Origin of the sequence: Chryseobacterium sp. Chry.R1 (assembly GCF_039645525.1) — a bacterium.
GTDB lineage: Bacteria > Bacteroidota > Bacteroidia > Flavobacteriales > Weeksellaceae > Chryseobacterium > Chryseobacterium proteolyticum.
Genome location: NZ_CP151793.1, coordinates 3,848,245 through 3,864,890, shown reverse-complemented (window position 1 = coordinate 3,864,890; position 16,646 = coordinate 3,848,245). Strand labels below are relative to the sequence as shown.

Below are 16,646 nucleotides of genomic sequence, written 5' to 3'. Positions count from 1 at the left end.
ATGATAAATTTTAACAAAAAACTGGTATTGGGAACAATCTTTTTATCCCTAACATTTACAGGATGTAATGAAATTCTGGATGAGCAGCCAAGATCAATATATACAGCGGATTACTTTAGTACACCGGATGGAATTAATCAGGGATTTACCTCTCTGTACAGACAGATGAGATTATTGTACGGTAATGGATATTTCATGAGCAATTGCCAGAATGGAACTGACGAATCAACATGGGCCCAAAGTGCGGATGGTAACTTTAAAGAACTTGATATGTCCGGAAACGGTATTATCAATTCCAATACTTTTCCTACTAGTATGGTTTGGAATTCAGTGTTTCCGTATATCAATACAGCCAATGGAATCATTGAAAAGGGACCGGGGTTCGGAATCGCAGAATCCATGATTTCCGAGGCCCGTTTCTTCCGCGGATTTTATTATTTCATGCTAGTGCAGACCTATGGAGGAGTTCCTTTGGACTTAGGGGCAGGAGAATTGAAATATAATACGCTTCCGTCCACGAATTCTGCAAGGAATACCGTGCCGGAAGTCTACACAAAAACGGTTTTTGCTGATCTTAAAAAGTCAATAGAAAATTTACCTTCATCACCGAGAGTAACAGGTGGTGTAACCAAAAATGCAGCAAGATTAATGCTTGCCAAAGCTTACCTTACTTATGGATGGTGGCTGCAGAATCCTAACAATATTCCGACTTACCCTGAAGCAACAAGAACTGACCCTGACGGACATAATGCTCAATGGTATTTCCAGCAGGCTTATGATGTCGCAATGGAAGGAATCAACAACCCGGGACCTTATGCGCTTCAGCCTACTTTTTATGATGTCAATGTAGGTTCAAACGACAGAAACACGGAATCGATGCTCTATGCAGACCATATACAGTCAAGTACTTACTATAATGAAAGTGATCCTGTAGGATTTGGATCAGGCTGGGCTCCGGACAATTTTGCAGCATGGATGCAGACCTGGAACTATACGGCTATCAAAAGCAGTAAAACCACGGCTTGGGTTGGCGCAGACGTTGTAAGTTCAGTACAGAGAGAGGCGGCGCAATCACTGGGACGTCCTTGGGTTCGTATGTGTCCTACTTTGGGAGTCATTAAAAATACTTTTGCAGATAAAACCAATGATTCCCGTTATGATGGAACTTTTGTAACCACGTACAGAGGAAACTGGAACAAGAATGGAACGGGTCTTACAACGGTTCCTGTACTTTATAACGCCAATAATTTACCGGTACAACCGGGTGGGGCTATCCTGAGCTTTCTTAACGATGACAACCAATTGCCTGCTTATCCTACAGGAGCGGGACAAAGTGGTGTAGGAGCAGGAACACTGGCAGGAAGAGCAGATTGGGTAATTGCACCGAATGGAATCAGCAGGATTGTATATCCTGGCTTATGGAAAATTGGAACTTATCGTACCGATGATCCGAATGGCTTAGGCTATCCGAATGCGGGATTAACCCGTCCTTTCAGCGTTGCCAAGTTTTCAGAATTCTATTTTATTGCAGCAGAAGCAGCAGTAAAAGGAGCTTCAGGTGCTATGACAGCCAGAAGTTTAATTAATGTCATCCGTGCCCGTGCCGGAAAATGGAAGTTCAATAATGCCCAGAATGCTGCTTACGTAGCGGATAACAGTGCTGCCATGATTGCGGCTACACCAGCGGTAATTACCATTGATTATATCCTTGCAGAAAGATCCCGCGAATATTACGGCGAATTCTACAGATGGTATGACTTGGTACGTACACAGAAGTGGGGAGATTATGCGGCTACCTATCAGATCGGGGGAGCTTCTTATGGAGATCATGATCCGCAAACGGTGACAAGAACGATACAACCTTTTCATTATCTGAGACCTATTCCACAGAATCAGATTGATGCGATGGAAGTATCTGCAGATATCAAGGCAAAATATCAGAACCCCGGATACAATTAATTTTATTCTACATTCATATCAGCAACAGAGTAGGTGTGAAAGCACCTGCTTTGTTTATCTGAATTAAAATTTAAAAATTATGGAAAAAACCTGGCGTTGGTTTGGAAAAAAAGACAAAATAGAACTGAGTACGCTTCGTCAAATAGGAGTAGAAGGAATTGTTTCTGCACTGCATGATATCCCAAACGGAGAAATCTGGAATCTGGAGGCCATCAATGATTATAAAAACTATATAGAAAGCCACGGACTTCGCTGGTCTGTTGTTGAAAGTCTTCCCGTAAGCGAAGCGATCAAATACGGAGGTGAAGACCGTGACTCTTTAATAGAAAATTATATCACAAGCCTTGAAAATCTGGGTAAAGCAGGCATTACAAAAGTTTGCTACAATTTTATGCCTGTTCTCGACTGGGCACGCACCGATCTCTTTCACGAGTGGGAAGACGGTTCGTCCTCACTTTATTTTGACAAAGCCAAGTTTGCGTACTTCGAAATTCACATCCTTCAAAGAGAGGGAGCCGAAAGCGATTATAATGCAGAAATCCTTCAGAAGGTAGAAGAATTAAAAAATACCTTAACGGAAAAAGATAATAATGACCTGATAGATTCAGTCATTGTAAAAACACAGGGATTCGTAAACGGAAATATCAAAGATGGTGAATTGAATCCTGTAGAAAAATTCAAGAGTTTATTGGCTTTATATGATGGAATCGATAAAGACAGACTTCGCCAAAACATGAAATATTTCCTTGAAAAAATAATGCCTGTCTGTGAAAAATGGAATATCCAGATGTGTGTACACCCTGATGATCCTCCGTTTTCACTATTGGGTTTACCAAGAATAGTGACCAATGAAGAAGATATTGACTGGCTTCTGCAGGCTGTTGACAATCCTCACAACGGGTTGACTTTCTGTGCGGGTTCTTTAAGTGCTAATCTTCAGAATGATGTTCCCAAGCTGGCTCAGAAATTTGCCCACCGGACGAAATTCGTTCACCTGAGAAGTACAAATGTTTTTGAAAACGGTGACTTCATCGAGGCTCATCACCTGGGAGGAAGAGGAAGGCTCATCGAAGTGATCCGTGTATTCGAAAAAGAAAACCCTAATCTTCCTATGAGAATTGACCACGGAAGACTTTTAACCGAAGATATTGACAAAGGATATAATCCTGGCTATTCATTTTTAGGAAGAATGCTGGCATTAGGTCAGATAGAAGGCGTAATGGCCGCAGTACAGTCGGAATTACAGAAAAATTAAACTGCGTTTGTAATAAATAATAAAAAGTAAAATGAAAGACCTGTTTAGTATTAAAAACAAAGTAGCAGTCATCACAGGGGCTTCAGGTGTTTTGGGAGGAAGTCTTGCCAAAAGCTTTATAGAGGCCGGCGCTAAAGTTGTTGCACTGGGGAGAAACCAGGAAACACTGGATGCCCGGGTAAAAGAACTTAAGGATTTAGGAGGAGAGGCACTCGCTGTAGAATCCAATGTGATGGATATTGAAAGCCTTGAAGCCGCTTCAGTGAAAATAAAGGAAAAGTATGGCCGTATTGATATTCTGCTCAATATAGCCGGTGGAAATATTCCGGCAGCAACCTTATCTCCCGAACAGTCATTTTTCGATATGGATATGAAAGGATGGGCAGAGGTTACCGATCTTAATATCAACGGAACCGTTTACCCGAGTTATGTTTTCGGAAAAGCAATGGCTGAACAGGGGAGCGGAAACATTATCAATATTTCTTCCATGGCTGCCTATTCAGCGATTACAAGAGTAGCCGGATATTCTGCAGCCAAATCAGCAATTACCAATTTTACCCAATGGCTGGCCTCTGACCTTGCATTAAAATTCGGAGATAAGATACGTGTGAATGCCGTGGCACCAGGATTTTTCATTGGAGATCAGAACCGTGCAATTCTTCTGAATCCTGATGGAAGCTTAACGGAGAGAAGTAAAAAAGTAATGGCCAAAACACCGATGCAGAGATTTGGAGAAGTAGAAGAACTGAACGGGGTTGTACAGTTTCTATGTTCCGATGCCGCAAGTTTTATCACGGGAGCATTGATTCCTGTTGACGGAGGCTTCAGCGCATTCAGTGGAGTATAAAAAAAACTAATTTTTTCATATACAGTAAACAGGACCTTAATGGTTTCATTCAAGGTCCTGTTTTTAAAAAGTAGACACCTAAGTGTTGTGAAAATCTTTGATTTTCATCTTATGTGAACTTTTCTGCAGAATTATTTTAAACTTTCTTAAGTGAGCTAAAGTGTTTTAAAATAAGGCTTTTGTGACTTTTGTGGTTTTGCAGAGTTTAAACAAGTTAATTAAAATTCAGGGTTGTAAAAATAAATCATGAGTAATTCCATTAAAAATAAAGACGTTTTCGGAGAATTGTTTTTGCTTGAATCGGCAAAGGCAGAAAATCTGTATTTCGGATATGCCAAAGATATGCCGGTGATCGATTATCACAATCATCTGGAACCGGATGTGATTTCTGCCAATCAGAATTTCCGTTCTCCAACCGCTATATGGCTGGATGGTGACCATTACAAATGGAGAGCCATGAGAAACTTTGGTACTGATGAACAGTTTATTTCCGGAAATGCTTCAGATCAGGAAAAATTCAGGAAATGGGCAGAGGTAGTACCTTATACCCTTCGTAATCCGTTATTTCACTGGACCCATCTGGAACTTAAAAATCCTTTTGGAATCAGCGAATATTTATCATCCAATAATGCAGATGCAGTGTATCATCAGATGAATGAAAGTTTGCAGACACCTGGTTTTTTGCCACAATCCATTATTGAAAATTTTAAAGTAGAAGCCTTATGTACTACAGATGATCCTGCTGATGATCTGGTTCATCATAAAGCATTAAAAAACAGTGGGTTTAAAACAGCTGTTCTTCCGGCTTTCCGTCCTGATACCTATATCAATATGATCAATCCTGAACAATATCTTTCAGGAATTAAAAAGCTTGAAAAAGTCTGTGGTTTTTCCATCGCATCAGTCTCTGATCTGTTGAATGCACTTCAGTCCAGAATCAATTATTTTGTGGAAGCAGGAGCAAAAGTAGCTGATCACGGCTTTGAATATTTCCAGGATACCACAAAGTGGAATCAAAACCTTGAAAAAGAATTTTCAGAATTTCTGAAAGGAAATATTTCGACATTTTCCAATCCGGATGCATTATGCGGCTATTTGCTGAAAGAACTTTGCAAAATGTATGCAGAAAAAGGGTGGGTACAGCAGTTTCATGTAGGGGCAACCCGAAACAACAATTCAGAAATGTTCAGGAAAATGGGTGCCAATGCAGGATATGATGCCATTGGAGAACCATATTACGCACAGCGATTGAGCGTTTTGCTTGATGCATTGAATTCAGAAGGAAAACTGGCCAAAACCATTATATACAATCTGAATCCGGCATTTAATGAAGTTCTGGCTACTCTTGCCGGAAATTTCAATGAAGGAGGCATCAAATCCAAAGTACAGTTTGGAGCAGCCTGGTGGTTTCTCGATCAGCTTGACGGGATGACCAAGCAGATGAATACGCTTTCCAATATCGGTCTTATCAGCACTTTTGTCGGCATGCTGACCGATTCCCGAAGCCTTTTATCATTCTCAAGACACGATTATTTCAGGAGGCTTTTATGCAATATGTTCGGAAGTGAAATGGAAAGAGGTCTTCTTCCCGATGACGAAAAATGGGTAGGAAAGATCATCCAGGATATCTGTTATCACAATACAAAAAATTATTTTGAAATATAAAAGCATGCAGGATTCATCGAAAATATTATGTTTCGGGGAACTGCTTCTCCACTTTGCCCCGGATTCCGAAGGAAACTGGCTGAATGAGCAGTCTCTTAAGATGTATATAGGCGGAGCAGAATACAATGTAGCAGCAGCACTTTCCCAATGGAAGAATTCTGTCAAACTGTTATCAGCATTACCGGAGAATTTTGTAGCAAACCAGCTGGAATCTCAGCTTAACAGTAAAGGAATAGAAGTCCTTGCAGAAAAAACTCAGGGAAGAATAGGAACATTTTATCTTTCTTCTGATGGAGATATGCAGAATGCCTCAGTGGTGTACGATCGTTTTCCGTCTGTTTTTACCCAATCGGATTTTGAAACTTTCAGTGATGATGAGATATTTTCAGAGGTAAAATGGCTGCATATAAGTACCATCACACCGGCTTTGAGCGACAATGCATTCCGCAAATGTTTACAGATCATGAAGGAAGCCAGAACAAGAAATATTACGGTTTCTCTCGACCTGAATTACAGGGCGTTGCTTTGGCAAAACCAGAATCCTCACAAAATTAAAGAACTGATGCCATTTGTGAATGTTCTTATGGGAAATATCTGGTCTGTTGGGCAGTTTCTGGATATTCCGGTTGAATATGAGCTTAACGGAAAATTTGATGATGAAAATCTTCTGAAACAGGCCGAGAAAACAGCATTGGAAATCAGAAGGCAATTTCCGGGGGTGGAAAAAATAGCCAATACCTTCCGCTTTACAAACGGAGAAAAGGTCAATTATTTTGCCACCTTATTTGCTGGTAAACAGCTTTTGATTTCAGAAAAATACAATTCAGATAAAATTGAAGAAAGGGTAGGAAGCGGTGATTCTTTCATGGCCGCTTTGATTCATGGAATTTTAAAAGGAAATCCTGAACAGCAGGTTCTGGAACATGCTACAAAAGTTGCTTTTAAAAAGCTTTTTGTAAAAGGAGATACCATTGATGAAAGCATTAATATCGAAACATTATGAATGAAATAGTACAAAAAATAAAAGACCAGAAAATCGTTCCGTTGTTTTATAACGAATCGTTTGAAGTCTCAAAAAATATCATAAAAGCTTTATACGAAGCAGGAATCCGTGTGATAGAATATACCAACCGCGGCCATCAGGCATTGGAAAATTTCACTAAGCTGAAAGAAATTTCCCATACAGAATTTCCTGGTCTTCTGTTAGGAATCGGGACGGTAAAAAATATACAGGAAATGGATGATTATGCTAACGTAAAATCAGATTTTATCATTACACCGGTTATCAATGAGGCATTGGTGAAACATACTCTCGAAAAAAATATCCTTCTGATTCCGGGCTGCTTTACCCCTTCCGATATCAATATCGCGCATCAGAATGGGTTAACACTGGTTAAAATATTTCCGGCTGATGCTTTAGGAAAGAACTACATCAAATCGGTGCAACCTGTTTTTCCGGGAATGAATTTTATGCCCACCGGAGGAATTCATGCTGAAACTGAAGATATCAGGGAATGGCTCAATGGAGGTGCCATAGCAGCAGGGTTGGGAAGCTCTCTCATCGGAAAAGATATTAATGAAGAAGCACTGACTCGTAAAACAAAAAATTTATTACAACAACTTAATCAATAACTCAATGCAGGCTCCTCAAAACCGCAATATAAGATGGTGGATGCTGTCCCTTGTCTTTCTCGCCACTACGATCAATTATCTTGACCGTCAGGTAATGGGTTTACTGAAACCTGTACTGGAAAAGGAATTCAGCTGGGACGAAAAAGATTACAGCTATATCGTCATGGCCTTTACCACGACTTATGCCATCGGTTATATGGCGATGGGAAGGTTTATAGACAGGGTGGGAACCAAAATCGGGTATGCGGTTTCCCTTATTGTATGGAGCTTGGCCTCTATAGGACACGGTTTTGTGAAAAGTACCATCGGGTTTATCATTGCGAGAAGTACCTTAGGCATCAGTGAGGCAGGGAACTTTCCTGCTGCCATCAAATCAGTGGCTGAATGGTTTCCCAAAAAAGAAAGAGCACTGGCAACCGGAATTTTTAACTCAGGAGCAACGGTGGGAGCTATTTTAGCGCCGTTATTGGTTCCGTTCATTCTCGGACATTACGGCTGGAGGCAGACTTTTGTATGGATCGGAGCTTTGGGTATGGTTTGGATTGTCCTTTGGTGGAAATTCTATGCCGTTCCGGAGAAAGCCAAAAATCTCAGCAAGGAAGAACTGCAGTACATAAAAAGTGATCAGGCTGAAAAAACAGAAGAGAAAACGAAAATTCCTTTATCGGAATTACTCAAATATAAAGTAACATGGTCATTTGCCATCGGTAAAATGTTAACCGATCCTATCTGGTATTTCTTCATGTTCTGGCTGCCGGCCTATTTCTCGGATGTATTCAAAATGGATTTAACAAAACCATCTCTTCCGTTAATTATTATTTACAGCGGAACCACGATCGGAAGTATTGGTGGAGGATATCTCTCATCATTTCTGATCAAAAAAGGCTGGGCCATCGGAAGAGCCAGAAGTATTACAATGTTATTATTTGCTTTGATGGTGGTTCCGGTCATGTTCTCAAAATATGTAGATAATATGTGGATGATCACGGTTATCATTGCTTTTGCAACAGCCGCACACCAGGGTTGGGGTGCCAATCTTATGACCACGGTCGGAGACCAGTTACCTAACAGCTATGTCAGTTCTGTCATTGGTTTTGGCGGAATGCTCGGTTCTGCAGCAGGAATTATTTTTCCTTTGTTCATCGGAATCGTTTTGGACACATTCAAAAAGGCAGGAAACGTCAATGGCGGTTACAATATTATTTTCTTTATCGCAGGAATTTCATATGTTGCAGCCTGGGGACTCATTTCGTTGATCAACAGAAAGAAAACAGTTTAGTATAACAATAATATAGTTTGAAGTTTAAAAAGTAAAAATGAAATCCGGGTTTTACATCACCATAGGTCTTCTGATCAGTATATTTTCCTTTGCCCAGAAAGGAGGAAAATATAAGCTGTGGTATGACAAGCCCGCAAAACAATGGGTGGAAGCTTTACCGGTAGGAAACGGAAACATGGCAGCTATGGTCTATGGAGACCCTTATCAGGAAAAGCTTCAGCTGAACGAAGGGACATTCTGGTCCGGAGGCCCTTCCCGGAATGATAATCCGGATGCTCCAAAAGTTCTGGATTCCATCCGGTATTATATTTTCAACGGAAACTATAAAAGAGCCCAGATCCTTGCGGATAAGGGATTAACAGCGAAAACAGTTCACGGCTCAGCATTCCAGAATATTGGTGATTTTACACTGGATCTGAATAATCTTAAAGAGATCAGAAATTATTACAGAGAACTGGACATTGAAAAAGCTATTACAACCACCACATTTACTTCTGAAGGCATTAATTTTAAAAGAGAAGTCTTTGCCTCAATTCCTGATCATGTAATCGTTATTAAATTAAGTTCAGATCACAGGAATGCACTGAACTTTACAGCAAAATTCAACAGCGAGCTCAAAAAGGAAGTCAAAGCCATTGATGCCACTACTTTACAGATGGATGGGGTTTCTTCCACATTAGACGGCATTCAGGGGCGGGTGAAGTTCAGTGCACTGGCAAAACTCATGACCAAAGGTGGCAAAACTCAGATCTCAGAGAGCAGAATTTCGGTAAGCAATGCTCATGAGGTTACGATTCTTATTGCAATGGCCACTAATTTTACAGACTACAAAAATTTAAATACAGACGAGGTTGCAAAAGCCAGAAAGTATATTGAAGCAGCAGCAAATAAAAGTTTCAAAACTTTAGTTCAAAACCATCTGAGTGCTTATCAGAACTATTTTAAAAGAGTAGATCTGGATTTAGGAACTTCCGAAGCAGCAAAAAATCCTACAGATGTCCGTATTAAAAATTTTGCAACGGGTTATGACCCGGAGCTTATTTCATTATATTATCAGTTCGGGCGTTATCTCCTGATTTCTTCCTCTCAGCCGGGTGGCCAGCCTGCGAATTTGCAGGGGATCTGGAACAATTCCAATAAACCGGCCTGGGACAGCAAGTATACGATTAACATTAATACGGAAATGAATTACTGGCCGGCTGAAAAGACCAATCTTCCTGAAATGCATGAACCATTGATCCGGATGATAAAAGATTTGAGCGAAACAGGAAGAGAAACGGCAAAAACAATGTACAACAGCCGTGGCTGGGTAGCACATCATAATACCGATATCTGGAGAATAACAGGGGTAGTGGATTTTGCCAATGCCGGAATGTGGCCCATGGGCGGAGCCTGGCTTTCACAGCATTTGTGGGAAAAATATTTATACAGCGGAGACAAAAACTATCTGCGAACCATTTATCCTGTTCTGAAATCTGCAGCACAGTTTTATGAAGATTTCCTGATTGAAGAGCCTGCGCATCATTGGCTGGTGGCAAGCCCGTCAATGTCCCCCGAAAATATTCCGCAGGGACACCAGGGAAGTGCTCTGGCGGCGGGAAATACAATGGACAATCAATTGATGTTCGATTTGTTCACCAAAACAAAAAAGGCAGCACAGATTCTCAATATAGATTCAGATAAAATTCAGGTCTGGAACACTATTATTTCAAAATTACCACCGATGAAAATCGGAAGTTACGGACAATTGCAGGAATGGATGGAAGACCTGGACGATCCTAACGACAACCATAGACATGTTTCGCATCTATACGGATTATTTCCTTCCAACCAGATCAGTCCGTTTACCACACCGGAATTGTTGGACGCCTCCAGAACCGTACTCGTTCACCGTGGTGATGTATCCACAGGCTGGTCAATGGGCTGGAAAGTCAATCTTTGGGCTAAATTATTAGATGGAAATCACGCCAATAAATTAATCAAAGATCAGTTAACACTGGTAGAAAAAGACGGTTGGGGCAGCAAAGGCGGAACGTATCCGAATCTTTTCGATGCACATCCGCCATTCCAGATTGATGGAAATTTCGGCTGTACTTCCGGGATTACCGAAATGCTTCTGCAGACTCAAAATGGTTTTATAGACATTCTTCCTGCACTTCCGGTTGAGTGGAAAAACGGCAGCATTTCAGGGCTGAAAGCATATGGAGGTTTCGAAGTCAGTATTATCTGGGAAAACAATCAAGCTAAAGAAATTACCATAAAATCCGGATCAGGAGGAAACTGCAGAATAAGACTTCCGAACGAAATGCAGCTTTCCGGAAATGCAGAACTGAAAAAAGCAGAAGGTAAAAACCCGAATTCTTTATTTGAAATTCCGGAAACTCCGAAACCTGTGATTTCTGACAAAGCAAAATTGAATCCAGTTGAAATTAAAACTGATCTTATCTATGATTTCCCGACTGAAGCAGGGAAGGTCTATACATTAAGAAGGAGTGATAAAAGCTCTGAAGGACAATCCGAAACTAAATCTATTTACAATAAAAACTAAAAAATCTATATATGAAAAAGAGTCTAATGAATCCTGTTTTTTTAAGAAATAAAACCAATGTCATTGCAGTGGCAGCACTACTTTCCATCAGTAACCTCTCTGCACAGACTTTTTCCGACTTCAACTACCATGGAAACGATAAAATATATAATGACAACCCTCTTAAGCCGGATGAGTTCTATTCCCCGATTTTACAGGGCTGTTATCCTGATCCCAGCATTACCAAAAAAGGTGACGATTATTACCTGGTAAACTCTTCTTTTTCAATGTTCCCGGGTGTTCCGATTTTCACGTCTAAAGATCTGGTAAACTGGAAGCAGGTGGGACACGTTTTGGACAGGCCTTCCCAGCTTAAAGTTGAAAAATCGGGGGTTTCGCATGGAATTTATGCACCGGATATCAAATACAATAAGCACAACGACACTTTTTATATGATCACTACCCAGTTTGCAGACGGTATCGGAAATATGGTTGTAAAAACCAAAGATCCTGCAAAAGGATGGAGCGAAGTCCAAAAGCTAAACTTTGACGGTATTGATCCTTCTATTTTCTTTGATGATGATGGAAAAGCTTACATTGTTCACAACGATGCTCCTCCACAAGGTACTGAGCAGTACAGCGGTCACCGTGTTATTAAGATTTGGGACTATGATCTTGAAAAAGACCAGGTAGTTGCGGGTTCGGATAAGATTATTGTAAACGGAGGCGTAGATCTTTCCCAAAAACCCATCTGGATTGAAGGTCCCCATATTTACAAAAAGAACGGTAAATATTACCTGATGTGTGCAGAAGGCGGAACGGGAGGCAACCATAGCGAAGTGATTTTTATGGCAGATTCTCCGAAAGGACCATTTGTTCCCGCTAAAAATAATCCAATTCTTACGCAAAGATATTTCCCGAGAGACAGAAAAGAAAAAGTGGATTGGGCAGGTCACGCAGATTTGGTGGAGGGTCCGAACGGACAATGGTATGGCGTATTTTTAGCAATTCGTCCGAATGTCAGCAACCGTGTTAACAAAGGCCGTGAAACTTTTATTCTTCCTGTAGACTGGAGCGGAACGTATCCTGTGTTTCAAAATGGCCTGGTTCCGATGAAACCAAAATTGAAAATGCCACAAGGCGTTCAGAATCAAACCGGGCAAGCCGGATTTTTCCCGAACGGCAACTTTGCATACAACGATAAACTAACCGATAAAAACCTCGATTTCCGTTGGATTGCCATGCGTGGTCCTCGTGAAAACTTCATTACTGCAACAAAAAATGGTGTAAAAGTGAGCCCAATGGAAACGAACATCAAAGCGTTGGCTCCGATCTCATCTTTGTTCCACAGATTACAGCACGAAGACTTCGAAACTTCCGTAACCTTGGATTATAAACCAAAATCGGAAAAAGAATTGGCTGGAATTACCCTCTACCAAAGCGAAACATTCAATTACGTTTTTGGAATTACCAAAAAAGATAAAGATTTCTACATCGTATTGGAAAGAACAGAAAAAGGACAGTCAAAATTGATTGCCAGCGAAAAGATTTCATTATCCAAACCGGTTAAACTGCAGGTTGTTGCCGATAAAGATGAACATAACTTTAATTATTCACTGGATGGCAGGAACTATAAAAACCTTGGCGGACCGGTTTCAGGAGATATACTTTCTACCGATGTAGCGGGAGGTTTTACAGGAAGCCTTATCGGGCTTTACAGCACCTCTTCCAATGATATTGTACCGAATTAAGTTAGTATTAGCAATGTCACACTGAGCTTGTCGAAGTGTTTCCTTTTAAGACTGAAAAGAATCAAATCGAACCAAAACATCAAAAACGTGAAAATCAAAAAATCTTATATAGTTTCTTTATTGGGATTTATCGGGCTGAATCTTCTTTCAGCCCAGGTAAATCCTTCCGGAAAACAGAATACCGCATTTACCAATCCCATCATCTGGGCAGATGCACCGGATTTATCCATTACCAGAAACGGAAATGATTTTTACCTGATCAGTACCACTATGCATCTGATGCCCGGAGCTCCGGTAATGCATTCCAGAGATCTGGTACATTGGGAAATGTCCGGGTATGTTTTTGACACTTTAAATGACAACTCAAAATATGATTTATTGAACGGAACCGTTTACGGCAGGGGCCAATGGGCTTCATCAATTCGCTACCATAAAGGGGAATATTATGTTTTGTTTTCTCCGAATGATGAACCTTTCAAATCCTATTTCTATGTGACTGATCATCCCGAAAAAGGAAAATGGAAACTCATCACCAGAACACGGCATTTTCATGATGCGTCTTTATTTTTTGATGATGACAGGATATACGTTTTTACTTCCAACAAAGTTTTTGAACTGAGTCCTGATTTTAAGGAAGTGATCGGAAATCCGGATGGAATTGAAGTATTTCAGAAAGATGCTTCGGAAACCGGACTTCTGGAAGGTAATCAGATCATCAAAAGAAACGGAAAATATTATATGATGATGATATCATGGCCAAGAAACGGAAAACGCCGTCAGGTAGTCTACAGGGCAGATAAATTGACAGGTCCTTACGAGAAAAAAGTAATTCTGGAAGATAATTTTTTAGGATTTTCCTATGCAGGTCAGGGCGCTTTGATAGATGATAAAAACGGAAACTGGTATTCCCTTATTTTCCAGGACAGAAACGGAGTGGGACGCGTTCCGCTGCTTCTGCCTGTACAATGGGAAAATGACTGGCCAGTACTGGGGGATAACGGAAAAGTTCCTTTGAAAGGAGAAGTTCCGCTTCCGCCGTTCAAACCCAAAAATCATCTGGTGGAAAGCGATGAGTTCTCTGATAAAACAATGAAAATCCAGTGGCAATGGAATCATAATCCGGTGAATGAAGCATGGTCTTTATCTGAAAGAAAAGGCTTTCTGAGACTGAAAACCAGCAGAGCGGTAGACAATCTGTACGCGGCTCCCAACACTTTGACCCAGAGAATGGAGGGTCCGACTTCTTCAGCAGTTGTCGCCATGGATCTTAAAGGAATGAAAGATGGAGATGTAGCAGGTTTCAGTGCCTTCAACGGGGATTCCGGGATTTTGTCAGTAGTAAAGGAAGGTGAAGAAAAATTCATTGTTTTTTCAACCAACGAAGTGAGCCTGGATAATAAAACAAAAGCCATTACAGGGGTTAAAAAAGAAGAAAAAAAACGGATTCCTCTTAATTCTGATAAAGTTTTTCTTCGTATCGATGCTGATTTTAACCTCGGGAAAGATCTTGCAGACTTTTATTACAGTACTGATCAGAAGAACTGGACGGAAATGGCAAAAGATTACAAAATGATCTTTGATTACCGTAGATTTTTTATGGGATCAAAATTCGCAGTTTTCAATTATGCCACTAAAAATACCGGAGGCTTCGTAGATGTAGATTTTTTCAGAGTCAATGAAGCCGGAAAATAAGAATCAGAAGCAGATAAAAGTCTGTTGTAAACAGTAAGTAAAATATACGCTATTATTTTTTTATCTGAAATAATAAGTGTGAAAAATACAAATAAAAATCATGAATAAATCAGTTATATTGGCTTTAGGACTTGTTTTGTCGGGAATATTTGTTTCCGCGCAAACTCTTGATCAGCAGGCGCCGCAGGGTTTCGATGTGGAAAATGCTGCTGTTTCCCACGGGAAAATTGACACGATTCAATACCAATCGAAAACCGTTGGAACAACAAGAAGAGCTTTGATTTATACACCGCCGGGATTCAAAAAAAGTGAAAAATATCCCGTTCTTTATCTTCTTCACGGAATTGGCGGGGATGAAAAAGAGTGGTTCAACCAGGGAAAACCCAATATTATTCTGGATAATCTTTATGCACAGGGAAAACTTCAGCCGATGATTGTTGTACTTCCCAATGGCCGTGCGATGAAGGATGACAGGGCGACGGGAAATATAATGGCTCCGGATAAAGTTGAAGCTTTTGCAACTTTTGAAAAAGATTTACTGAATGATCTGATTCCGTTTGTAGAGAAAAAATATCCGGTTAAAAAAGACCGTGAAAACCGTGCTTTGGCAGGACTGTCAATGGGAGGCGGACAGACACAGAATTTTGCTTTCGGAAACATTGATAAGTTTGCCTGGCTGGGTGCATTTTCTTCTGCACCCAATACAAAAGAACCCAATAAGCTTTTACCCAATCCACAGGATGCGTTAAAACTGAAGCTGATTTTTATTTCCTGTGGCGATGCAGACGGGCTGATGCCTTTCAGCAAGAGAACCAGTGATTATCTGAGAAAAAATAAAATCCCCCATATTTTTTATATAGAACCAGGCGGCCATGATTTTAAGGTTTGGAAAAATGATTTATATATCTTTTCACAGCTGTTGTTTAAGCCTGTTGATAAAACCAAGTTTGAAGGATTTACCGTTTTGGGAACTCCTGCAGCAACCAATATCAGAAATGCCCAGTATCCTCAGATCCTTCCCGACGGAAGGGTGATGTTCAAAGTGAAGGCACCGGAAGCGCAAAAAGTTCAGATCGATTTAGGGAAAAAATATGACCTGAAAAAGGATGCTGATGGCTTCTGGACAGGTACAACTGATCCGCAAAGCGGAAGCTTCCATTTTTATTCCCTGCTGATTGATGGGGTTGCGGTTGCAGATCCATCCAGCGAAACATTCTACGGAATGGGAAGGTATGCCAGTGGAATAGATATTCCTTTCGAAGGAGATGATTTCTATGCGTTAAAAGACGTCCCTCATGGAGATATCCGTATTAAAAATTTCTATTCCAAAGTCACCAATTCCTGGAGAAGAATTTTTATTTACACGCCACCGGGTTACGACCAGAATCCTGCTGAATCTTATCCTGCACTGTATATTTTACATGGCGGAGGTGAGGATGAAAGCGGCTGGGCGAATCAGGGGAAGACCAATCTGATTCTGGACAATCTGATTGCAGAAGGAAAGGCAAAAAAAATGGTCATCATTATGCCGGACGCCAATATCGGACAGGGCGGAATCCGGAACTTTGGAGAGCGTAATCTTCAGATGTTTGAAAAAGAGCTGAAAGAATCCATCATTCCATTTGCCGAATCTAATTACAGGATAAAAAAAGGTAAAGAAAACCGTGCATTGGCAGGACTTTCCATGGGTGGAATTTATACGCTGTATGCCGGAATTCAGAATTCAGATATGTTTTCCGGTCTGGGAGTTTTCAGCTCAGGATATATGTTGCCGATGCTTCAGGATGTTGCTGATAAACAGTACCAATTTTTAAATGAAAATAGATCTGCTTTTTCATCCAGTATCAGAAATTTCTGGATTTCAATGGGTGGAAAAGATGATATTGCTTATGAAAACGGTCAGAAAATGCTGAAAGAACTGGATAAAACAGGAATTAAATATACATACACAGATTATCCTGGAGGCCACACATGGCCGGTTTGGAGAAATAGTCTGCATCAGTTTGCCCAGGTACTTTTTAAATAATGTTTTCAAATCT

The 16,646-nt window shown here is 40.6% G+C and carries 11 protein-coding genes; all 11 read left to right on the top strand.

Annotated elements, in window-relative coordinates:
- The 11 genes from AAEU33_RS17255 to AAEU33_RS17205 all read left to right on the top strand — a co-directional run bounded on the left by AAEU33_RS17255 (position 1) and on the right by AAEU33_RS17205 (position 16,633).
- Positions 1-1,959, top strand: a complete 1,959-nt coding sequence (locus AAEU33_RS17255) for a RagB/SusD family nutrient uptake outer membrane protein (protein WP_345989170.1) — start codon at positions 1-3, stop codon at positions 1,957-1,959.
- A 79-nt stretch (positions 1,960-2,038) separates the two neighbouring features.
- The gene (uxuA, locus tag AAEU33_RS17250) at positions 2,039-3,214 is read left to right on the top strand and encodes a mannonate dehydratase (RefSeq protein ID WP_345989168.1); all 1,176 of its coding nucleotides are present in this window, start codon (positions 2,039-2,041) and stop codon (positions 3,212-3,214) included.
- Between the two features lie 31 nt (positions 3,215-3,245).
- On the top strand, positions 3,246-4,061 hold the full coding sequence (locus tag AAEU33_RS17245) for an SDR family oxidoreductase (protein ID WP_345989166.1): 816 nt from the start codon (positions 3,246-3,248) through the stop codon (positions 4,059-4,061).
- Between the two features lie 246 nt (positions 4,062-4,307).
- The gene (uxaC, locus tag AAEU33_RS17240; RefSeq protein WP_345989164.1) at positions 4,308-5,726 is read left to right on the top strand and encodes a glucuronate isomerase; all 1,419 of its coding nucleotides are present in this window, start codon (positions 4,308-4,310) and stop codon (positions 5,724-5,726) included.
- Positions 5,727-5,730: 4 nt separating this feature from the next.
- Entirely contained in the window at positions 5,731-6,729 is a 999-nt protein-coding gene (locus AAEU33_RS17235) for a sugar kinase (protein WP_345989162.1), read from the top strand.
- Entirely contained in the window at positions 6,726-7,358 is a 633-nt protein-coding gene (locus tag AAEU33_RS17230) for a bifunctional 4-hydroxy-2-oxoglutarate aldolase/2-dehydro-3-deoxy-phosphogluconate aldolase (RefSeq protein WP_345989160.1), read from the top strand. The genes AAEU33_RS17235 and AAEU33_RS17230 overlap by 4 nt, the downstream gene beginning before the upstream one ends.
- A gap of 4 nt (positions 7,359-7,362) precedes the next feature.
- Positions 7,363-8,637, top strand: coding sequence for an MFS transporter (locus AAEU33_RS17225; RefSeq protein WP_185248352.1), 1,275 nt, complete (start codon positions 7,363-7,365; stop codon positions 8,635-8,637).
- 37 nt (positions 8,638-8,674) lie between these two features.
- Positions 8,675-11,185, top strand: a complete 2,511-nt coding sequence (locus AAEU33_RS17220; protein WP_345989157.1) for a glycoside hydrolase family 95 protein — start codon at positions 8,675-8,677, stop codon at positions 11,183-11,185.
- 11 nt (positions 11,186-11,196) lie between these two features.
- Entirely contained in the window at positions 11,197-12,915 is a 1,719-nt protein-coding gene (locus AAEU33_RS17215; RefSeq protein WP_345989155.1) for a glycoside hydrolase family 43 protein, read from the top strand.
- Between the two features lie 87 nt (positions 12,916-13,002).
- On the top strand, positions 13,003-14,607 hold the full coding sequence (locus AAEU33_RS17210; protein WP_345989153.1) for a glycoside hydrolase 43 family protein: 1,605 nt from the start codon (positions 13,003-13,005) through the stop codon (positions 14,605-14,607).
- Between the two features lie 100 nt (positions 14,608-14,707).
- Positions 14,708-16,633, top strand: a complete 1,926-nt coding sequence (locus AAEU33_RS17205) for an alpha/beta hydrolase-fold protein (protein WP_345989151.1) — start codon at positions 14,708-14,710, stop codon at positions 16,631-16,633.
- Positions 16,634-16,646 lie beyond the last annotated feature (13 nt).

Bases quoted from the DNA above. Each gene is read 5' to 3' on its own strand.
- AAEU33_RS17225 (WP_185248352.1), top strand. From the start codon at position 7,363: ATGCAGGCTCCTCAAAACCGCAATATAAGATGGTGGATGCTGTCCCTT.
- AAEU33_RS17245 (WP_345989166.1), top strand. From the start codon at position 3,246: ATGAAAGACCTGTTTAGTATTAAAAACAAAGTAGCAGTCATCACAGGG.
- AAEU33_RS17235 (WP_345989162.1), top strand. From the start codon at position 5,731: ATGCAGGATTCATCGAAAATATTATGTTTCGGGGAACTGCTTCTCCAC.
- uxuA (WP_345989168.1), top strand. From the start codon at position 2,039: ATGGAAAAAACCTGGCGTTGGTTTGGAAAAAAAGACAAAATAGAACTG.
- uxaC (WP_345989164.1), top strand. From the start codon at position 4,308: ATGAGTAATTCCATTAAAAATAAAGACGTTTTCGGAGAATTGTTTTTG.
- AAEU33_RS17255 (WP_345989170.1), top strand. From the start codon at position 1: ATGATAAATTTTAACAAAAAACTGGTATTGGGAACAATCTTTTTATCC.
- AAEU33_RS17230 (WP_345989160.1), top strand. From the start codon at position 6,726: ATGAATGAAATAGTACAAAAAATAAAAGACCAGAAAATCGTTCCGTTG.
- AAEU33_RS17220 (WP_345989157.1), top strand. From the start codon at position 8,675: ATGAAATCCGGGTTTTACATCACCATAGGTCTTCTGATCAGTATATTT.
- AAEU33_RS17215 (WP_345989155.1), top strand. From the start codon at position 11,197: ATGAAAAAGAGTCTAATGAATCCTGTTTTTTTAAGAAATAAAACCAAT.
- AAEU33_RS17205 (WP_345989151.1), top strand. From the start codon at position 14,708: ATGAATAAATCAGTTATATTGGCTTTAGGACTTGTTTTGTCGGGAATA.